This window comes from Anaerotruncus massiliensis (ex Togo et al. 2026) (assembly GCF_030825285.1).
Classification (GTDB): Bacteria; Bacillota; Clostridia; order Oscillospirales; family Ruminococcaceae; genus Anaerotruncus; species Anaerotruncus massiliensis.
Genome location: NZ_JAPJQF010000003.1, coordinates 132,784 through 152,082, shown reverse-complemented (window position 1 = coordinate 152,082; position 19,299 = coordinate 132,784). Strand labels below are relative to the sequence as shown.

The 19,299-nt window shown below is 62.9% G+C and carries 23 protein-coding genes and 1 riboswitch; of the genes, 5 read left to right on the top strand and 18 right to left on the bottom strand.

The features are described from left to right. Positions 1 to 278 precede the first annotated feature (278 nt). Positions 279 to 1,304: a tyrosine-type recombinase/integrase gene (locus tag RCI06_RS02670; RefSeq protein ID WP_306574028.1), complete on the top strand. Its 1,026-nt coding sequence runs from the start codon at positions 279 to 281 to the stop codon at positions 1,302 to 1,304. On the opposite strand, the gene RCI06_RS02665 is transcribed toward RCI06_RS02670, so the two are convergent. The 8 genes from RCI06_RS02665 to queA form a co-directional block, all read right to left on the bottom strand. Next, on the bottom strand, positions 1,290 to 1,886 hold the full coding sequence (locus RCI06_RS02665) for a stage II sporulation protein M (RefSeq protein WP_306574025.1): 597 nt from the start codon (positions 1,884 to 1,886) through the stop codon (positions 1,290 to 1,292). The genes RCI06_RS02670 and RCI06_RS02665 overlap by 15 nt on opposite strands. 181 nt (positions 1,887 to 2,067) lie before the next feature. Continuing rightward, the gene (proC, locus tag RCI06_RS02660; protein ID WP_242970829.1) at positions 2,068 to 2,871 is read right to left on the bottom strand and encodes a pyrroline-5-carboxylate reductase; all 804 of its coding nucleotides are present in this window, start codon (positions 2,869 to 2,871) and stop codon (positions 2,068 to 2,070) included. 16 nt (positions 2,872 to 2,887) lie between these two features. Further along, positions 2,888 to 4,252: a thioether cross-link-forming SCIFF peptide maturase gene (scfB, locus tag RCI06_RS02655; RefSeq protein ID WP_276871698.1), complete on the bottom strand. Its 1,365-nt coding sequence runs from the start codon at positions 4,250 to 4,252 to the stop codon at positions 2,888 to 2,890. Positions 4,253 to 4,345: 93 nt separating this feature from the next. Then, entirely contained in the window at positions 4,346 to 4,492 is a 147-nt protein-coding gene (gene scfA / locus RCI06_RS02650; protein WP_101550656.1) for a six-cysteine ranthipeptide SCIFF, read from the bottom strand. Between the two features lie 102 nt (positions 4,493 to 4,594). Further along, positions 4,595 to 4,993 carry a TIGR04086 family membrane protein gene (locus RCI06_RS02645; RefSeq protein ID WP_276871700.1) on the bottom strand — a complete coding sequence of 133 codons (399 nt, stop codon included), beginning with the start codon at positions 4,991 to 4,993 and terminating at the stop codon, positions 4,595 to 4,597. 62 nt (positions 4,994 to 5,055) lie between these two features. Next, the gene (gene yajC, locus RCI06_RS02640; protein WP_101550660.1) at positions 5,056 to 5,379 is read right to left on the bottom strand and encodes a preprotein translocase subunit YajC; all 324 of its coding nucleotides are present in this window, start codon (positions 5,377 to 5,379) and stop codon (positions 5,056 to 5,058) included. Between the two features lie 101 nt (positions 5,380 to 5,480). Beyond that, the gene (gene tgt / locus RCI06_RS02635) at positions 5,481 to 6,611 is read right to left on the bottom strand and encodes a tRNA guanosine(34) transglycosylase Tgt (protein WP_306574020.1); all 1,131 of its coding nucleotides are present in this window, start codon (positions 6,609 to 6,611) and stop codon (positions 5,481 to 5,483) included. A gap of 306 nt (positions 6,612 to 6,917) precedes the next feature. Beyond that, a complete protein-coding gene (gene queA / locus RCI06_RS02630) occupies positions 6,918 to 7,949 on the bottom strand; it encodes a tRNA preQ1(34) S-adenosylmethionine ribosyltransferase-isomerase QueA (RefSeq protein WP_276871706.1) in 1,032 nt (343 codons plus the stop codon). A 131-nt stretch (positions 7,950 to 8,080) separates the two neighbouring features. Then, a riboswitch (Lysine riboswitch) is annotated at positions 8,081 to 8,255 on the top strand. A 130-nt stretch (positions 8,256 to 8,385) separates the two neighbouring features. Between queA and asd the strand changes: the two genes are divergently transcribed. Genes asd through RCI06_RS02610 form a run of 4 tightly spaced genes read left to right on the top strand, consistent with a single transcriptional unit; the run spans position 8,386 to position 11,643 of the window. Beyond that, complete coding sequence (gene asd / locus RCI06_RS02625; protein WP_306574018.1) at positions 8,386 to 9,465, top strand: aspartate-semialdehyde dehydrogenase; 1,080 nt, start codon at positions 8,386 to 8,388, stop codon at positions 9,463 to 9,465. A 26-nt stretch (positions 9,466 to 9,491) separates the two neighbouring features. Then, the gene (gene dapA / locus RCI06_RS02620; RefSeq protein WP_306574015.1) at positions 9,492 to 10,379 is read left to right on the top strand and encodes a 4-hydroxy-tetrahydrodipicolinate synthase; all 888 of its coding nucleotides are present in this window, start codon (positions 9,492 to 9,494) and stop codon (positions 10,377 to 10,379) included. Between the two features lie 24 nt (positions 10,380 to 10,403). Further along, positions 10,404 to 11,153 (top strand): 4-hydroxy-tetrahydrodipicolinate reductase, encoded by a 750-nt coding sequence (gene dapB / locus RCI06_RS02615; RefSeq protein ID WP_101550670.1) that lies wholly within the window; start codon positions 10,404 to 10,406, stop codon positions 11,151 to 11,153. 19 nt (positions 11,154 to 11,172) lie between these two features. Then, positions 11,173 to 11,643, top strand: a complete 471-nt coding sequence (locus RCI06_RS02610) for a hypothetical protein (protein WP_101550672.1) — start codon at positions 11,173 to 11,175, stop codon at positions 11,641 to 11,643. A 58-nt stretch (positions 11,644 to 11,701) separates the two neighbouring features. On the opposite strand, the gene hisE is transcribed toward RCI06_RS02610, so the two are convergent. Genes hisE through hisZ form a run of 10 tightly spaced genes read right to left on the bottom strand, consistent with a single transcriptional unit; the run spans position 11,702 to position 19,235 of the window. Then, a complete protein-coding gene (hisE, locus tag RCI06_RS02605; RefSeq protein WP_101553214.1) occupies positions 11,702 to 12,028 on the bottom strand; it encodes a phosphoribosyl-ATP diphosphatase in 327 nt (108 codons plus the stop codon). Next, positions 12,028 to 12,357 (bottom strand): phosphoribosyl-AMP cyclohydrolase, encoded by a 330-nt coding sequence (gene hisI / locus RCI06_RS02600; protein WP_101550674.1) that lies wholly within the window; start codon positions 12,355 to 12,357, stop codon positions 12,028 to 12,030. The genes hisE and hisI overlap by 1 nt, the downstream gene beginning before the upstream one ends. Beyond that, positions 12,350 to 13,120, bottom strand: a complete 771-nt coding sequence (gene hisF / locus RCI06_RS02595; RefSeq protein WP_306574010.1) for an imidazole glycerol phosphate synthase subunit HisF — start codon at positions 13,118 to 13,120, stop codon at positions 12,350 to 12,352. Before hisF ends, hisI begins: the two co-directional genes overlap by 8 nt. Then, positions 13,114 to 13,839: a 1-(5-phosphoribosyl)-5-[(5-phosphoribosylamino)methylideneamino]imidazole-4-carboxamide isomerase gene (gene hisA / locus RCI06_RS02590; RefSeq protein WP_306574008.1), complete on the bottom strand. Its 726-nt coding sequence runs from the start codon at positions 13,837 to 13,839 to the stop codon at positions 13,114 to 13,116. The genes hisF and hisA overlap by 7 nt, the downstream gene beginning before the upstream one ends. After that, positions 13,836 to 14,438 (bottom strand): imidazole glycerol phosphate synthase subunit HisH, encoded by a 603-nt coding sequence (hisH, locus tag RCI06_RS02585; RefSeq protein WP_276871717.1) that lies wholly within the window; start codon positions 14,436 to 14,438, stop codon positions 13,836 to 13,838. The genes hisA and hisH overlap by 4 nt, the downstream gene beginning before the upstream one ends. Position 14,439: 1 nt before the next feature. Then, complete coding sequence (gene hisB / locus RCI06_RS02580; RefSeq protein ID WP_101550682.1) at positions 14,440 to 15,018, bottom strand: imidazoleglycerol-phosphate dehydratase HisB; 579 nt, start codon at positions 15,016 to 15,018, stop codon at positions 14,440 to 14,442. A gap of 12 nt (positions 15,019 to 15,030) precedes the next feature. Next, positions 15,031 to 16,098 (bottom strand): histidinol-phosphate transaminase, encoded by a 1,068-nt coding sequence (locus RCI06_RS02575; RefSeq protein ID WP_306574004.1) that lies wholly within the window; start codon positions 16,096 to 16,098, stop codon positions 15,031 to 15,033. Continuing rightward, positions 16,088 to 17,383 carry a histidinol dehydrogenase gene (gene hisD / locus RCI06_RS02570; RefSeq protein ID WP_306574001.1) on the bottom strand — a complete coding sequence of 432 codons (1,296 nt, stop codon included), beginning with the start codon at positions 17,381 to 17,383 and terminating at the stop codon, positions 16,088 to 16,090. The genes RCI06_RS02575 and hisD overlap by 11 nt, the downstream gene beginning before the upstream one ends. Then, positions 17,380 to 18,027, bottom strand: coding sequence for an ATP phosphoribosyltransferase (hisG, locus tag RCI06_RS02565; RefSeq protein ID WP_101550689.1), 648 nt, complete (start codon positions 18,025 to 18,027; stop codon positions 17,380 to 17,382). The genes hisD and hisG overlap by 4 nt, the downstream gene beginning before the upstream one ends. Further along, positions 18,024 to 19,235, bottom strand: coding sequence for an ATP phosphoribosyltransferase regulatory subunit (gene hisZ / locus RCI06_RS02560; protein WP_306573998.1), 1,212 nt, complete (start codon positions 19,233 to 19,235; stop codon positions 18,024 to 18,026). The genes hisG and hisZ overlap by 4 nt, the downstream gene beginning before the upstream one ends. Between the last annotated feature and the right edge of the window lie 64 nt (positions 19,236 to 19,299).

Genomic DNA, 19,299 nt, shown 5'->3' with positions numbered 1-19,299 from the left:
GGCGACCACCGATATATACCCGCCCACTTGTTGGTGGGCTGCGTCTGTTGTGTATAAGAGCCCGCCCCTGCGGGGCCCTGCCTCGGGCCCCGCGCCGCTGGGCCACATGCCCTCGCGCGCGGTCCGCCCTGCGGGTCGCGCGCTTCGGGGCTCGGGGTTCCGGCCCGCCGGTTGCCGCATCCGCTCGCGAAAAGTCCAATTTAGCGCAGTCAGGGGTACCCAAAGGCTCCGCCTTCGCGGCGCTCGCAAAGTCTCCTAAAAGACTGGAGGGTTTCACAATGGCCAACTACGCCGACTGCCCAAACTATCTCAGTGAATTCCTGTTTTATATGCTGACGATCAAAGGCCGTTCCCAGCGCACGGTCGACGCCTATTATATCGATCTGCGCACCTTTCTGCGCTACATCAAGTGCGTCAAGCTCGTGAACGGCAACCCCGACGACCCGGAGTTCTTCGACCAACTCTCGATCAGGGATATCCCGCTCGAGACGGTCGCCTCCATTACCCTCTCGGACGTCTACCAGTTCCTCAACTACGCGGCCTCCGACCGGGACAACAACGCCAAGACCCGCTCACGCAAGGTATCGTCCATCCGGGCCCTCTTTAACTACCTGACGATCAAATCGGGCGTGCTCAAGACGAACCCGGTGGAGAACCTTGAGGTGCCGTCCGTGCGCAAGTCGATGCCGCGATACCTGACGCTGGAAGAGAGCCTCGAGCTGCTGACCCACGTCGACCCGGCGTCGCCGAGCTACGAACGGGATTTCTGCATCGTGACCCTCTTTCTCAACTGCGGCATGCGGCTTTCCGAGCTGGTCGGCATCAACCTCTATGACATCCGCGACGACACGATCAAGCTGCTCGGCAAAGGCAACAAGGAACGCGTGATTTACCTCAACGACGCCTGTCAAAAGGCGCTGGACGCCTATCTTGTGAAGCGGAAGCCGGCGCAGGGCGTCAAAGACCGCGACGCGCTGTTCCTCTCCTCCCGTGGAACACGGATTTCGCCCCGGCGGGTCGAGCAGATCATTGAGGAATGCCTGCGCAATGCGGGGCTTTCCGGCCAGGGCTATTCGCCGCACAAGCTGCGCCACACCGCCGCGACGCTCATGTACCAGCACGGTGGCGTGGATATCCGCGTGCTCAAGGAGATTCTCGGGCATGTGAGCCTCTCCACGACCGAGATCTATACCCACGTCTCCGACCGGCAGATGGAAAAAGCGGCGAAACAATCGCCGCTTTCGGGGGTCGCACCAAAGAAAAAGTCAAAGGTGCCGAAGGTCCCGGACTCAGAGGACGAATAGCCCGCCAAAGCGGGTCACGAGCAGCGCGTCGAACAGCGCGATCAACAAACATATTCCCGTAAAGATTAAGTACTTTACGCAGTAACGTTTGATTCTTCGCGACCCGTTTTCATCGGGCGCGACGAGGGCCGAACGCAGCAGCGTAACCGACAGACGCAGCGACGAGCGGCTCGCCAGGATCAGCAGCAGGGTGCTCAGGAACATCGTAGGAAGCAGCAGGAACGCGACGTAGCGGATCGCGGACGTGCCGTACTGCGCGTAGAGCATGCCGATCGAGAACCCATACCCGAGTCCTTTGAAAAGTGGCACGGCAAAGATGATGATCTGGGCGATCGTGCAGAAACCGCAGAAGAAGAGCACCGCCAGCGCCGCAAAGGTCGAACAGAAGGTCGACGCGGCGATCGAGGCGAACGCCAGCGTCTGCCGCCGTTCCACATAGCCCCCGAGGATCACCTGAAGGGCCGCGCGGGTGTCCAGCCCCGACCGGCTGACGAGCAGCGTGCCGAAGAGCAGGCCCGCCAGAAAGCAGAGCCCCAGCGCCCAGGTGGATAAACTGCGCGAGGAAAACAAAGAGGACCGCATGGAAGCCCGCCCCTCCGACGCCGGACGCATCGGCTGTAGGGGCGGAAGTCCACGTGCGGTCCTCTGCTGCTGTAAAATCTTGTCCCAATCCGCGGCGGTAAAGCTCATTGCAACCATCCTTTCCTTTTTGCCTCAGGAAAGGATATGCGATTTCGCTAAATTTTATGCCTCCCCCGCCCGGTTATTTCCCGAGCTCATAGGCGCGGCGCACCGTGTCGTCAAAGCAGGCGATCAGCGCCTTGTCGAAGCCGCAGCGTTCGAGCGCCGCGAGCCCCTCGAAAGTCGTCCCCTTGGGTGATGTGACCATGTCGATCAGCTCCTGATGGCTCTTCCCCGACTCGAGCATCATCCTGGCCGAGCCGATCAGCGTGTTGCAGAAGAGCCGGTTGGCCACGTCCGCGTCGAAGCCGAGCTCGACGGCCCGGTCGACGAATACCTTCGCGAAGAGATAGATATATGCGGGGCTCGAGCCGTTGAGCGGGATGACCTCGTTCATCTTGTCCGGGGAAACCTCCTCGACGCCGCCCGCCGACGCAAAGACCGACTTGACGAACGCGAACTCCTCTTCGGTGGCGGGTGCGACCCGGCTCATCGCCGTGGAGCCGCAGCCGATGAGCAGCGGCGTGTTGGGCATGACCCGCACGACCTTTGCGTCGCAGCCGAGCGCCTCCTTGATGAATTCCGCGCTGATGCCCGCCGCGATCGTGACGAACACCGTTTCGGGGCGCGGATGGCCTTTGATTTCGGCCAGCACATCCGCAAAGTTCTGCGGCTTTACAGACAGCACGACATAGTCGCAGCCGTCCACAAGCGCCGCCGCGCTCGCAGACACCTTGAACCCGCGCGCCGCGTAGTGTTCCCGCTGGCTTTCGCGGATGTCGTAGACGGCGACCTGCGCCGGTGCGAGCATCCCCGAGCCGGTGATGCCGTCGATGATGGCGCCGGCCATGTTGCCTGCGCCGATAAATCCGATCTTGCAGTCCACAGGAGGTCCTCCCCTCTTAAAGCGTCGCCGCTTTGATCATAATTGCGCACTCCAGCCGCTTTTTTTCCAGCTCGCAGGAGAGCTTGTAGGGCTTCAGGATGTCGCCGCTGTACTGCATGCTGTTGGCGTTGCAGCCGCCCGAGCAGTAGAATTTGGCCCAGCAGTTTTTGCACTCGGGCTTGCCGTAGACGGTCGCGGCGGCAAATTTGCACTTGAGGTCGAAGTCGAGCGACTGGTCGAAGACGTTTCCCATCTTCCAGCCGTCGTGGCCGACGAACTGGTGGCAGGGGTAGACGTCGCCCGACGGGGTGATCGCGACGTACTCGTTGCCGCAGCCGCAGCCGCGCAGCCGCTTGATCGCGCAGGGTCCCTGGTCGAGGTCGAGCATGAAGTGGAAGAAATTGAAATCCTTCGGCGTGCCGTGCCGCTCGATCATAATCTTCGCGAGCCGCTCATACTCGGCAAACACCTCGGGCAGGTCCTCACCGGTCAGCGCGTAGGGCTCCGCCGGATCGGTGACGACCGGCTCGACCGACACCTGGTCAAAGCCCATGTCGGAGAGGTGCAGCACATCCTCCGCGAAATCCTTGTTGTATTTGGTGAAGGTGCCGCGCGCGTAGTACTGGTCGTAGGGACCGTTCCTGCGCTTTTCGACGAGCTTCTGGAACTTGGGCAGGATGCTGTCGTAGCTGCCGCGCCCGTCGACGCGCACCCGCACCCGGTCGTTGACCTCCCGGCGCCCGTCGATGGAAAGCACGACGTTGGACATTTCCCGGTTGATAAAATCGATCTTGTCGTCGTCGAGCAGCAGGCCGTTCGTCGTGATCGTGAACCGGAAGAGCTTGCCATGCTCCTGCTCGAGCGAGCGGGCGTACCGGACGATCTCCTTGACCACCTCGAAATTCATGAGCGGTTCGCCGCCGAAGAAGTCCACCTCGAGGTTGTGGCGACCGCAGGAGTACTTGATGAGGTAATCGATCGCCGCCTTCCCCACTTCCAGGGACATCAGCTCGCGGTGGCCCATATATTCGCCCGTGTCCGCGAAGCAGTATTTGCACCGCAGGTTGCAGTCGTGCGCAATATGTAAGCACATCGCCTTGACCGGCGACGGGGTCATGAGCTTTGCGAACTGGTCATAATCGTCGCTCGAGCAGAGCTGGTCCGCTTTCTGGAGCGCGAGCAGCTCCCGGAAGGCGTCCTCGACCTCCTCCCGCGCGTATTGGGGCGTAAAGCGGTCGAAGGCCTCCCCGGGACAGCTTTCGGGGATCGGATCCCCAAGCATGTCCAGCAGATCAAAGGAAAGGTCGTCCATGAGGTGCACCGCGCCGGAGTTGACGTCGAGCACGATATTGTAGCCGTTGAGTCTGTACTGGTGTATCATTCCAATCTCCCCACATAAAGATAAGGGCAGTCGTCCGACTGCCCAAAACCGCGATAAAGAAAGGATGGCAGTTAAAAAACTGCCATGCCTTTTTTACTTATTCTTGTTCTCGCACTTCTGGTTGGCGACGGTGCAGGAGGTCTTGCAGGCCGACTGGCAGGAGGCCTGGCACTCGCCGCAGCCGCCCTTGACGGCGGATTCCTTGAGGTTCGCGCTGTTGATCGTCTTGATATGTTTCATTGGTATCCCCTCGTTTCTTTTGATTTCTGCCAACAAGTATAGCATATCCCCGCTGGTAATTCAAGCCGGCAGGCCCGGAAATCGGTTCCGGCCGGCCCGTTTTCAGCGGAATTTTTTACGCCGGTTGACGCCGATGATGCCGCCGAGCGCCGCCGCGAGCAAAACCGCGGCCAGCTTTGTGAGCGCCACCATGCCGAACCCGCCGCCGTCGACGGCGAGGCTCGCAAGGCTCAGAATCACGAAGAGGCAGGCGCCGCAGCAGAGTCCGAGCAGCATGCCCTTTTCGCGCGCGAACGCGGCGGAGACATACCCCGCGACGAATCCGCCGAACACAAAGATCAGCGTGGCGATCAGCGAGACGGCCGACTGCGGAATATCCCGCAGCCCCATCACGGCGGACATGATCAGAAGCAGCAGGAAGCACGCGCCTGCACCGAATAAAATGCCGTAAGTAACCGGCCGGATGAAGCGCTTCGCGCCGTGAACGTCGGGCTGTCTCACCTGAACTCCCCCTTTACTGTTACAGGATATTCAGGGAAGCCACCCAATATGCCGGGCACGGCTTACTTCTCCTTCTTCTTGTCCTTCTTCTCCGGAACGGCGGACTCGTGCGGTGTGTTGTTCGCCTGGATGGCCCAGCGCGCGATGCGGATTTTGCTGCGGTCGGAGCCGGTCTCGATCAGGAGGTAATCGTCCTTAATGACGACGACGGTGCCGATCACGCCGCCGATCGTAACGATCTCATCGCCCACCTCGAGGTTGGCGCGCATCTGCTGGGTCTCCTTGTCGCGCTTTTTCTGCGGACGGATGAGCATAAAGTAGAAGATTACAAAAATTAAAATCAGCGGCAAAAAGCTGCCAAGGGTGGCCATCGTCTGTTCGTTCATGGTAATACCTCCAAAATTCTCTTTCAGGATACTTGTACTATTATAGCGTGTCCGGGCCTGTCTTGCAAGGAAAATTTGTATAAAGATACAGATAAATCCCTTCAGATGCGCCGTCCCAGAATGGGCACCCAGTGCCGGCGGAAGGCGTCGTAGGTCCCCTGCTCGATCGCCTCGCGGATCTTTTCCATCAGCGTGTTGTAGAAGTAGAGGTTGTGCTGGACGCCCAGCCGCATCCCGAGCATCTCGTTCACGCGGAAGAGGTGCCGCAGGTAGCCACGGGAAAAATTCCGGCAGGTCGGGCACCCGCAGTGCTCGTCGAGAGGGCTCTCGTCGGTCTTGTATTTTTCATTGTGCAGGATGCGGATGCCGTCCCAGGTGAAAAGCGTCCCGTGCCGCGCGTTGCGGCTGGGCATCACGCAGTCGAAGAGGTCGATGCCCCGGTAGACCCCCTCGATGATGTTGACGGGCGTGCCCACCCCCATCAGATATCGGGGCCTGTCCGCGGGCATATGCGGCTCGACCGCCTCGATCGTGTCGTACATCTCCTGCGCGGTCTCCCCCACCGCGAGTCCGCCGATCGCGTAGCCGTCCAGCCCGAGCGCGGCGATCTCCTGCATGTGCCGCACGCGCAGGTCGGCGTAGGTGCTGCCCTGGTTGATGCCGAAGAGCATCTGGCGCGGGTTGAGGGTGTCGGGCTGGGCGTTCAGGCGCGCCATCTCCTCCTTGCAGCGGACGAGCCAGCGGGTGGTGCGGGCAATCGAACGCTCGGTATAGTCGTAGGGCGCGGGGTTTTCGATGCACTCGTCGAAGGCCATCGCAATCGTCGAGCCGAAGTTCGACTGGATGCGCATGCTCTCCTCCGGGCCCATGAAGATCCGTTTGCCGTCAAGGTGGCAGGCGAAGGTGACGCCCTCCTCCTTAATCTTGCGCAGCTTGGCGAGGGAAAACACCTGGAACCCGCCGCTGTCGGTCAAAATCGGGCGGTGCCAGTTCATGAACTTGTGCAGCCCGCCCATCGCGTGGATGACATCGTCGCCCGGGCGCACATGCAGGTGGTAGGTGTTGCAGAGCTCCACCTGGCATTTGAGCTCCACGAGGTCGGTCGACGAGATGCCCCCCTTGATCGCGGCTGAGGTGCCGACGTTCATGAAGGCGGGGGTCTGTACGGTGCCGTGCACCGTCTCAAAGGTCCCCCGGCGGGCGTGTCCGTCCTGCTTTAATAAGGTATACAAAATCGCTCCTCCTTTCCAGGGAGGGCTTTTGAAAAAGCCCCCCTGGACCCCGAAAACTTTGATCGGGCCGTCCGCCGCCCGTAATCGCGGGCACTTTCCGCGCCGGAAATTTTGCATGAGGGCCCTGGAAAAGTCCCTAGGGCCCAGAAAGCTTTTGCCAGGCCGTCCGCCGCCCGTAATCGCGGGCGCTTTCCGCGCCGGAAAAATCCTCCACCTCACGGACGGCGCGTGCGTCCATTCGCGGCGGCCGGCCTGAACCGGAAGTTTTGAAAAGGTTCTAAGGAAAACTTTTACAAAAGTTTTCCCTTAGAGGATCAGCATGGAATCGCCGAAGGAGAAAAACCGGTAGTTCTCCTTCACGGCAGTCTCATAGGCGCGCATCGTGTGCTCATAGCCCGCGAATGCGCTCACCAGCATGATGAGGGTGCTTTCGGGCAGGTGGAAGTTGGTGATGAGCCCGTCGAGCACCTTGAACCGGTAGCCCGGATAGATGAAGATGCTCGTGTCGTCGTCGTCCTCACGGACCTCGCCGAGCTTGGTCGCGACCGACTCCACCGTGCGGCAGCTCGTGGTGCCCACCCCGATCACCCGTTTGCCGCGCGCGTGGGTCTCGTTGATGAGGTCGGCGGTCTCCTTCGGCAGATGGTAGTGCTCCGAGTGCATGTGGTGCTTGGTCACGTCCTCCACCTTGACGGGCCGGAAGGTGCCGATGCCGACGTGGAGGATCACCTCCGCGATGTTGACGCCCTTGTGGCGCAGCTTGTCCATCAGCTCGGTGGTGAAGTGCAGCCCCGCGGTGGGCGCGGCGGCGGACCCGAGCTGCTTGGAATAGACGGTCTGGTAGCGCTCGTTGTCCTCGAGCTCGGCGGTGATATAGGGCGGCAGGGGCATATTGCCGATCTTTTCGAGGATGGGATAGATGTTGGTCCCCTCGTAGTGCATCCGCACGAGGCGGTTTCCCCCCTCGACGGTGGCGAGAATCTCCCCGACGAGCAGCCCGCCGCCAAAGACGAACCGCGCGCCCGTCTTGGCCTTTTTCCCCGGCTTCACCATGACCTCCCAGACGTCCTTCTCCTTCTGGTCGAGCAGGAGGAACTGCATATGCCCGCCGGTGCCCTCCTTCACGCCGAAGAGGCGCGCGGGGATGACCCGGGAGGTGTTGATGACGAGCGTGTCCCCCGCTTCCAGGTAGTCGGGCAGGTCGTAAAAATGCCGGTGTTCGAGCTCCCCCGTCTCGCGGAAGAGATGGAGCATGCGCGAGTGGTCGCGCGGCTCGATGGGGGTCTGCGCGATCTGCTCCTGCGGCAGGTCGAAGTAAAAATCGGATGTCTTGAGCATGGGGCGGATCCTTCCTGACAGATTCAACGCATTTTTCCGACATTGCCGGATAGGCATTGGTTTTATTGCGGTAAATCATCAAAATTTGTTGACATAAGAGGGCTTCGATGATAATATAACTAGTAATAAACCGAGCCGGTAGAGGCGCGTCTTTCATCAGTAGCCGGAAAGAGACTGCCAGAGTCGTTGAAAAGCCGTGTGAAAGGGACAGACGCCGAAGGGGACGCCTGGCGGCCGTTCCCTGGGCGCATCGCCGAAAGGCATGCGACTGTCATCATTGAACTGTGATGGAGAGCTATGGCGGGGCGGTTGGACGCGGCGGATTCCGCGCGTTCGCACGCGCCGATAACTTCTCTATTATAGTGCAATTCATGCCGGTTTTCAACCGGTTTTTTTATTGCCGGATCAGACGGCTATGGAAAGGAAGTTGTTCCCTATGAAGCAGTATCAGGTCGGGGTCGTCGGGGCGACCGGCATGGTCGGCCAGCGGTTCGTCTCCCTGCTGGAAAACCATCCGTGGTTTCGGGTTGCGGTGCTCGCGGCTTCTCCCCGCTCGGCGGGCAAAACCTATGAGGAGGCCGTCGGCTCCCGCTGGGCGATGTCCACTCCCATGCCCGAGGCCGTCAAAAAGATGGTCGTGCTCGACGCGTCAGACGTAAAGGCGGTCGCCTCGAAGGTGGATTTCATCTTCTGCGCGGTCGATATGAAAAAAGACGAAATCAAAGCGCTCGAGGAGGCGTACGCCAAGGCGGAATGCCCCGTCATCTCCAACAACTCCGCCCACCGCATGACCCCCGACGTGCCGATGATCATCCCTGAGGTGAACCCCGGGCACGCGGAGGTCATCCCCTTCCAGCGCGCGCGCCTCGGCACCAAACGCGGCTTCATCGCCGTCAAGTCCAACTGCTCGCTGCAGAGCTACGTCCCCGCGCTGCACCCGCTCATGGCGGACTACGGCGTGACGAAGACCCTCGTCTGCACCTACCAGGCGATTTCCGGCGCGGGCAAGACGTTCGATCGCTGGCCGGAGATGGTCGACAACGTCATCCCCTACATCGGCGGCGAGGAGGAAAAGAGCGAGCAGGAGCCGCTCAAAATCTGGGGCTCCATCAAAGATGGCGTGATCGTTCCGGTCGAAAGTCCGTCGATCACCGCCCAATGCCTGCGGGTCGCCTGCTCGGACGGGCACATGGCGGCGGTCTTCGTGAGCTTTGACAAAAAGCCCTCGATCGATGAAATCAAGGAAAAGTGGGCCTCCTTCGCGGGCGAGCCGCAGAAGCTCGACCTGCCCAGCGCCCCCAAACAGTTCCTGCGCTACTTCGAGGAGCCGGACCGCCCGCAGACGAGGCTCGACCGCAACCTCGAAAACGGCATGGCGGTGTCGATCGGCAGGCTGCGCGAGGACACCCAGTACGACTACAAATTTGTGTGCCTCTCCCACAACACCCTGCGCGGGGCGGCGGGCGGCGGCGTCCTGCTGGCCGAGCTGCTCGCGGCAAAGGGCTATTTTGACTGAATTTAACCGGAAGGGCTGATGGACCAATGAAGAAGACCATTTTCACCGGCGCTGGCGTTGCAATCGTCACGCCGATGCACGACGACCTTTCGATCAACTGGGAGCTGCTCGGCGAACTGATCGACTACCAGATCGACAACGGCACCGATGCGATCGTCATCGTCGGCACGACCGGCGAGGCCTCCACCCTCACCGACGAGGAACACGTCAAGGCCATCCGCTACGCCGTCGAACGCACGGCGGGACGCGTCCCCGTCGTGGCGGGCACCGGCAGCAACCACACCGACTACTCCCTCTGGCTCTCCAAGGAGGCCAAACAGGCGGGCGCCGACGGACTGCTGCTCGTGACCCCCTACTACAACAAGACCTCGCAGGCGGGGCTGGTCCGCCACTTCCTCGCGGTCGCGGACACCGTGGACCTGCCCGTCATCCTCTACAACGTCCCCAGCCGCACGGGCATGAACATCCAGCCGAAGACCTACCTGGAACTTTCGAAGCATCCGAATATCGTCGCGGCCAAGGAGGCCAGCGGCAACATCTCGCAGATCGCGATGATCCGCAGCCTCTGCGGCGACGGGCTCGACATCTATTCGGGCAACGACGACCAGATTGTGCCGATCCTCTCGCTCGGCGGCAAGGGGGTCATCTCGGTGCTCTCCAACGTCGCGCCGCGCCAGACCCACGACATCTGCCAGCTCTATTTCGACGACAAGGTCAGGGAGAGTGCCGATTTGCAGGTGAAGCTCCTGCCTCTCATCAACGCGCTCTTCTGCGACGTCAACCCCATCCCGGTCAAGGAGGCCGTGGCGATGATGGGCTGGCAGGCCGGCCCCTGCCGCCTGCCCCTCACCGGGCTCGGTGAGGAGAACCGTGAGCTGCTCAAACGGGAAATGAAGGCCGCGGGACTGATCTGAGGCCCCGCGCATCTGGAGGTTCAAATGAAAAGGATCGTACTATCGGGCTGTAACGGAAAGATGGGGCGGATGATCGCCTCCTGCGTCAAGGGGCGCGACGACTGCACCGTCGTCGCGGGCATCGACGTGAGCGGAGAGGTGCTGGACGCGTTCCCCGTCTTTACCTCCCCCGCCGGGTGCCAGGTGGAGGCCGACGTCATCATCGACTTCTCCCACCCCAGCGCCCTCGCTCCCCTGCTCGACTATGCCGCGGCCACCCGCACGCCCGCCGTTATCGCGACGACGGGGCTCTCCTCCGACCAGGTCGCGCTCATCCGCGAGACATCGGCGCGGGTGCCCCTCTTCTTTACCGCGAACATGTCGCTGGGGGTGAACCTGCTCGTCGAGCTCGCCAAAAAGGCGGCGGCCGTGCTGGGCGGGCAGTTCGATATCGAGATCATCGAGAAGCACCACAACCAGAAGATCGACGCGCCCAGCGGCACCGCGCTCATGCTCGCGGACGCGATCTCCGGCGTGCTCCCGGAGGAGCCGCAGTACGTCTACGACCGCCACGCGGTGCGCCGCAAGCGCGGCAAAAACGAGATCGGCCTGCACGCGGTGCGCGGCGGCACGATCGTCGGCGAACACGAGGTGATCTTCGCCGGGCGGGACGAGGTGCTGACCCTCTCCCATTCGGCGATGAGCAAGGAGGTTTTCGCCACGGGGAGCATCAACGCGGCGCTCTTCCTCTGCGGGAAGGAAAACGGCCTTTACAGCATGGGCGATCTGGTGTAAAAAGGATGGAGGATTGGATATGAACGGCGTATCGAAAATTACCGTGACCGAGGATGTGGCGCTCGTCACCTTCCGCAGGGTTCCCAACGACCTGGGGGTGCTCGCGTCGATCTTTACCCAGCTGGCGGACGCAAAGGTGAACCTCGACATGATCAGCCAGACGGCGCCCCAGGGGCACCGGATCGACATCTCCTTCACGCTGCATTCCAGCCAGCTGATCGAGGTGCTCGGGCTCGCCACCAGATTCCAGGCGGCGCACGAGCTCAAGCCGATGGTGAGCAACGGAAACTGCAAGATCGAGCTCTACGGCGAGGAGATGCGCGAGCGGTACGGCGTGGCCTCCGCCGCGATCGCCGCCGTCGCCGGGACCGACGCGGAGCTCACCCTCATCAGCACCGGAGAGGTGGAGATTTCCCTGCTGGTGCCGCAGTCGAGCTGCGACGAGGCGGTCCGCGCGCTTGAAGAGGCGTTCGGCGTCAAGGCAGACTGACCCCGGTTGAAACCGGAAGGCCCCGCAGCGGCGTTGCCGCTGCGGGGCCTTTTTACCTTCAGGTGTTGTGGTCGCTCTCGTGGAACTGTTTGAGGTTGCCGATCTTCTGCCGGCGCGCCTCCAGAATCTCCTCAATGCGAGCGAGCGGGATATCCTGCTGGGCCATCATCACGAGCAGGTGGTAGATGAGGTCGCAGATCTCCTCCTCGGTCTCCTCGTTTTTGCCGTTTTTGGCGGCAATGATGACCTCGCTGCACTCCTCGCCGCATTTTTTGAGAATCTTATCGAGGCCCTTTTCAAACAGGTAGCAGGTGTAGGAGCCCTCCTGCGGATGGTCGCGCCGGTCGAGCACCACCTCGTATAGGCCGTTCAATACGTCGTTCATCATGCTTTTCCCTCCCAGATCTCTTTAAAGAAACAGCTGTGCGCGCCGGTATGGCAGGCGTTGCCTGTCTGCTCCACCGTGACGAGCAGCGTGTCGTCGTCGCAGTCGGCGCGCAGGTCCACCACCTTTTGAAGATGCCCCGATGTCGCGCCTTTATTCCAAAGCTCCCGCCGCGATCGGCTCCAGAACCAGGTATACCCCGTCTCGAGGGTCCTTTGCAGGCTCTCGCGGTTCATGTAGGCGAGCATCAGCACCTCGCCGGTGCCCGCCTCCTGCACGATCGCGGGGATGAGCTCGGATTTCTGAAAATAGACGTCCAGATCACGCATCGCGCTGCCTCCTGACCGGGATATTTTTCGCCGCGAGGTGGTCCTTGACCTCCCCGACCGTCAATTCGCGGAAATGAAAGAGGGACGCGGCGAGCGCGGCGTCCGCGCCCGTCCGCTCGAAGACCTCGGAGAAGTGCTCGAGCTTCCCGCAGCCGCCCGACGCAATGACCGGAATCCGCACCGCGTCGGACACCGCGCGGGTGAGTTCGAGATCGAAGCCGTTTTTGCAGCCGTCGGTGTCCATCGAGGTGAGCAGGATCTCCCCCGCGCCGAGCCGCTCGCAGGTTCTTGCCCACTCGACGGCGTCGAGCCCCATATCGATCCGCCCGCCGTTCACGACGACGGTGAAGCCCCCCTCCGGCCTCCTGCGCGCGTCGATCGCCACGACGACGCACTGGCTGCCGAACTGTTCGGCGGCCTCGCTGATGAGCTTCGGATCCCGCACCGCCGCGGAGTTGACCGAAATTTTGTCCGCGCCCGCGCGCAGCAGCGCGCGAAAGTCGTCCACCGACCGGATGCCCCCGCCGACGGTGAGCGGCACGAAGACGTTGCGCGCCGTCTCCCGCACGACGTCGATCATCGTGCTGCGGCCCTCGTGGGTCGCGGTGATGTCGAGGAAGGTGATCTCGTCCGCGCCCTGCCGGTCGTACTCGATCGCGCAGTCGACCGGGTCGCCGACCTCCTTGATGCCGACGAAGTTGACCCCTTTGACCACCACGCCGTCGCGCACGTCGAGGCATGGGATGATGCGTTTGGCTAACATGGTTGATCACCCGCCGTTTCGATTGCCTCCCGCAGGGAGAGGCTTCCCGTGTAGAGCGCCTTGCCGCAGATGACCCCGTGGAGGCCGAGGCGTCCGCACGCCTCGATGTCGCGCAGGTCCCGCACGCCGCCGCTCGCGATGATGTTGCAGGAGACGGCCTTTTCGAGCGTGGCAAGCTGCTCCAGGTTGAGCCCGCCGAGCATCCCGTCCCGGGAAATATCTGTAAAGATAATCGTCTTGACACCCGCCTGCTCCATCTCTTTGGCGAGATCGAGATAGCCGACGCTACTCGTGTCGAGCCAGCCCTCGGTGGCCACCATTCCCTCCTTCGCGTCGATGCCCACGGCAATCCGGTCGCCGTAGGCGGCGGCCGCCTCCCGCACGAGGACGGGGTTCTTGACCGCGATGGAGCCCAGGATTACCCGGGAAATTCCGTTTTCCAGGTAGTATTCGATCGTTTTCCGGTCGCGGACGCCGCCTCCCAGCTCCACCTTGAGCCCGGAGGTCCTGGCGATCTCCAGAAAGAGCGGCGCGTTTTTCACTTCGCCCTCCTTCGCTCCGTCGAGGTCGACCATGTGGATCCACCTGGCGCCCGCCGCGAGAAAGGACGCGGCGGTCTCCCCCGCGTCTTCGGCGACCTTGTGGGCCGTCGAGAAGTCCCCCTTCCGCAGGCGCACGCAACAGCCGTCCTTGATGTCGATCGCAGGTAAAATGATCATTGGCACAACCTCGCAAAGTTTTTGAGCATGTTTAACCCCACTTCCCCGCTCTTTTCCGGGTGGAACTGCGCGCCGTAGACGCTGCCGCGGCAGACGAGCGCGGGGACGCGCTCGCCATAGACGGTGTGGCAGGAGATGTTTTCCTCCGGCGTATCCGCGCAGAAGGAGTGGACGAAATAGACGTAGTCGCCCGTCTTTGTCCCGCCGGTCAGCTCGCAGGGATGGAGCACCGTCAAATCGTTCCAGCCCATGTGCGGGATCTTCAGCCCGCCGGCGTCAAGAAGCCGCACGCTTCCGGGGATGAGCCCCAGCCCCTCGGTCTCCCCGAATTCAAAGCTGCGCTCGAAGAGCATCTGCATCCCGAGGCAGATGCCGAGCAGCGGCTTTTTTTGCGCCTCGGCCTGGATCACCGGGACGAGCCCGGAGGCGCGCAGGCGCTTCATCGCGTCTGGAAACGCGCCCACGCCGGGCAGAATCATCCCGTCGCACCCCTCTAGCATCGCCGGGTCGCGCGTGATGCAGAAGGTTTCGTTGAGATAGGTCAGCGCGTTCTGGACGCTGAAGAGGTTGCCCGCGCCGTAGTCGATGATCGCGATCATATCAGAGCACCCCTTTGGAGGAGAGCGCCCCTTCGCCCGCGGGGGAAACCGCGATGCGAAGCGCGTGCGCGGCCGCCTTGAAGAGGGCCTCGATCTTGTGGTGGTCGTTTTCTCCGTAGGGCACGCGCAGGTGCAGGGTGATCCCGGCGTTCTGCGCGAAGGCGCGGAAGAATTCCCCCGTCATGCAGCAGTCGAACGCGCCGACCGACGGGTTCCGGTAGGCGCAGTCGAAGACGAGGAAGGGCCTGCCGCTGATGTCGAGCGCGCAGAAGGCGAGCGCCTCGTCCATGGGGACCAGGAAGCTGCCGTAACGGGCGATCCCGTCCCGTCCGCCGAGCGCCTTCAGGAGCGCCTGTCCGAGCACGATGCCCACGTCCTCCACCGAGTGGTGGCAGTCGACCTCAAGGTCGCCGGTCATGTTGAGCGCAAGGTCGAAACCCCCGTGCACCGCGAAGGCGGCGAGCATGTGGTCGAAGAAGCCGATCCCGCTCGTGCCGGTAAAACGCCCCTTGCCGTCAAGGCTGAGCGTCAGCTCGATATCGGTCTCCCTGGTCGTGCGCCGAATGGTGGATTCACGCATCGGTTTGGCCCCCTATCGTAAAATTTCCCTGAGGGTGGAAAGCAGCGCGCGGTTTTCGATCGGCGCGCCCGCGGAGACGCGCAGGCGGTCGCCCATCAGCCGCACGGCGATGCCGCGCGCCAAAAGCGCCTCATAGACGCCCTTGGCGTCGGTCAGGCGCAGGAACACGAAGTTCGCGCAGGTGGGCCGCATGTCGAGGATCTCGGCCTTTTCCCCGGCGAGCGCCGAAAGCTCCCGGCAGAGCGCGTCCCGCGACGCCTTGATCTCATCCGCACAGCCCGCGAGGTAATCGGGATGGTTAAAGAGCACACACCCGGCCGCCTGGGTCATCGAGTTGACGTTATAGGGGGATTTCGCAGCCTTGACGGCGCCGATCAGGACCGGGTTCGCGACGGCGAAGCCGAGCCGGATGGCCGCCATGCCGAACGCCTTGGAGCAGGTCTTGAGCACGATCAGGTTGTCGCGCTCCCCCGCCAATCGCAAAATCGAGCCCTCCGCAAAATCCATATACGCCTCGTCCACGACGACGAGGCAACCGGGCAGCCCGTCGACGATTTTGAGGACGTCCGCCCGCGTCGCCGCGAGCGAGGTCGGGTTGCAGGGATTGGAGAAGATGAGCAGCCGCGCGTCCGCCTCCCTCGCGCGGGCGATGAGCGCGTCCGCGTCGAGCGCGAGGGTGTCCGGGTCCTTGTCGATCGCCAGCAGGCGCAGCCCGCAGGGCTGCGCATAGAAGGAATACATCGAAAAATCGGGGCGCACAACCGCCATTGTGTCGTCCGGCTCGGTGAACCAGCTGACGATCAGCCCGATCAGCTCGTCCGAGCCGTTGCCCGCGACGACCATCGACGGATCAACGCCGAAGAAGGCGGCGCATTTTTCGCAGAGCTCCACCGCGTAGGGGTCGGGATAGCGGTTGAAGTCGACCGCCATGACCGCGGCCATGAGCTCCTCCATCAGCTCGGGCGGCGGCGAGAGGAAGCTCTCATTCGCATCGAGCCGGATGCGGTAGTGCCCGGTCAGCGGATCGTAGGGGGTCAGGTTTTGGAGCTTTTGGGGAAGCTCATAGCGGTTACCAGACATCGGGGAACCTCACTTTGACAGAATTTGCGTGGGCGGTGAGCCCCTCCTTGTCGGCGAGGCGCACGATGGGCACCTGCGCCTCGGCGAGCGCCTCTCGGGTGTAGTAGAGGAAGCTCGACCGCTTGAGGAAGCTGTCCACCCCGAGCGGTGAAAAGAACCGCGCGGTGCCGGAGGTCGGCAGGACGTGGTTGGGGCCGGCGAAATAATCCCCCAGCGGTTCGGGCGAATGCTGCCCAAGAAAGAGGGAGCCGACGTTGTCGATCTTCCCGATGTATTCGAGCGGGTTGGCCGTCATGATCTCCATGTGCTCGGGCGCGAGCTCGTTGGCGAGCGCGATCATCTCCGCCTCGCTGCGGCAGACGATGATCATGCCGTAATCCGCGAGCGATTGGCGGATGATCCCGGCGCGGGAAAGGCTCTCCACCTGCCGGGAAAGCTCGGCGGCCGTCTCCTCCGCCACCCGCTCGCTCGTCGTGAGCAGGACCGACGAGGCGAGCACGTCATGCTCCGCCTGGCTCATCATGTCCGCCGCGAGATAGACGGGATTCGCGGTGTCGTCCGCCGCGATGAGAATCTCGCTCGGCCCGGCGATCATGTCGATGTCCACCGTACCGTAGAGCAGCCGCTTGGCGGTGGCCACATAGATGTTGCCCGGGCCGACGATCTTGTCGACGCGCGGCACCGACGCGGTGCCGTAGGCGAGCGCGGCGACCGCCTGGGCGCCGCCCATCAGGAAGACCCGGTCCACCCCCGCCACCGCGGCGGCGGCGAGGATGTCGGGGTTCGCGGTGCCGTCCTTTCGCGGCGGGGTGACCATGACGATCTCCCCCACCCCCGCGATGCGCGCAGGGATGCAGTTCATGAGCACCGACGAGGGGTAGGCCGCCGTGCCGCCCGGCACGTAGAGCCCGACGCGGGAGAGCCCGCGCACCCGCTGCCCCATGATGACGCCGTTTTCCTGCGTGTCGATGAAGCTCTGCTGCTTCTGGCGGTTGTGGAAGGCCGCGATGTTTTCCATCGCGGCGAGCATCGCGTTGACAAACTCGGGCTCCGCGAGGGTGAGCGCGTCGTTGATCTCGTCGCGGCTCACCTCGAAGGCTTCGGGACACCGCCCGTCAAATTGGATCGTGTATTCCCGCACCGCCTCGTCTCCGCGCTCCCGCACGGCGTCGACGATCTCGGTGACGGCGGCCGTCACCTTCCGGTCCACTTCCCCGCTGCGCCGCCGAATGGGAGCTGCTCGCGTCGCTTCGGCGGCGCCGTCCGCCCTGACAATCGGTATCATTCCGTTTCCTCCCCGGCCAGATAGTCCTCGATGCGCGCGATCAGCGGCTCGATCTCCGCCTTGCGCAGCTTGAGGCTCGCGATGTTGACGATCAGCCGCGCGCTGACGTCACAGATGTATTCGGCGACCACCAGCCCGTTTTCCCGCAGGGTGGTGCCCGTCTCGACGATGTCGACGATCGCGTCGGACAGCCCCAGAATGGGCGCGAGCTCGACCGAGCCCTCGATCTTCACGATGCTGACGTCCATGTTCTTGCGTTCAAAGAAGCCGCGCGCCACGTTCACATATTTGGAGGCGATGCGCCGGGTGTGGTACCCTTCGTAGAAGTCGACCCCCTGCGGCAGGGCGAGCGCGAACCGGCATTTGCCGAAGCCGAGGTCCGCCACCTCGTAGAAGGTGCCGCCCATCTCCATGATCGTGTCCTTGCCGACCACGCCGATGTCGCAGACGCCGTTGTCGACGTAGGTGGCGACGTCCGCCGCCTTGGCGAGCACGATCTCGAGATTCGTCCCCGCGACCGGCAGGATGAGCCTGCGGCCCTTCTCCCGGACGGCGGTGCAGTCGTAGCCGAGACGCTCGAACATCTCGACCGTGTCCTTTTCGAGCCGCCCCTTGGTCAGGGCGATGCGAATGGGTTTTATCATCGCGCGCCCTCCCCTTTCAGCGTCTCGACGTCGACCACCTCGATCGCGTCGTCCACGACGTGGAGCTGCCGGATGCCGCGCCTGCGCGCGTAGTCGGCGGCCGCGTCGAAATCGTCGTAGACGCAGTTCTCCGCGACAAGGCCGTTCTCCGTCAGCGATTTGATGTAGTTGACCGCCTCGGGCAGGTGCCGCTCGTCGGAAAAGACGAGGATGTCGGGCGTCTGCGGAGCGGGTTCCCCGACGACCTGAGCCGCCGGGTCGATGTTCACCGCGAAGCCGGTCGCCGAGAGCGGCGCGCCAAATTCGCCGAGGAGGTTGTCGTACCGGCCGCCCGAGAGCACCGGCTCGCCGATGCCGTCGAAATAGCCGCGGAAGATGAGCCCGGTGTAGTACTCCGCCTGGTTGACCAGCCCGAGGTCGATGATTACGCGGTCCTCCAGCCCGAGCTGACGGAGGTCCTCGTAGAGCCCGTGCAGGTAGTCGAGGCACTCGAGCGCGCCGTTTTCGGAGAAGAGCTCATACGCCTTCCCGAAGACCTCCTCCCCGCCGAACAGCCGGGGCAGGTAGCCGAGCGCGGCCGCCGCGCGGCTGTCGCCGAAGGGCGCGAGCAGGTCGGAAAGCGCCGGGTAGTTCTTCTGCTCGATGCACTGGCGGATGGCCTCCTTGGTGTCCGCGCCGGCGTCGAGCGAATCGATCAGCGCCTTGAAATAGCCGATGTGGCAGAGTTCGATCCGGAAGCTCTCCCCGTTGATGTCCGAAAGCCCCGACGCGGCGAGTTCGACGATCTCGAGGTCGCTGCGCAGGGAGTTGGAGCCGATCAGTTCGACGCCCGCCTGGTAGATCTCGCCCGGTTTGCCGCGCATCGTATGCTCGACGCGGTAGACGTTTTCGCAGTAGTAGAGGCGCAGCGGCATCGGCATGCCGGTGAGGCGGGTCGCCACCAGCCGCGCGATCGGGATCGTGCAGTCGGGCCGCACGACCATCAGCCGCCCGCGGGTGTCCGAGAGCTTATACATGTTCTCCTGCGGGAAATGCGCCGCGGAGGAGCCGAACACGTCGTAAAACTCGATCGCGGGGGTGATGACCTGCCGGTAGCCGCGCGAACGGAACATCGCCGTGAGGCGGCTCACCACCTCTTCCCGCGAGACGCACTCGTCGAAGAGCAGATCGCGGGTGCCGTCGGGGGTGACCTTATCGTAATGTTTCATGGGAACCTCCCGTTTTGCGTCTTGCTTTAACTTGCTAATATATTAGCATAGTGAAATATCCTTG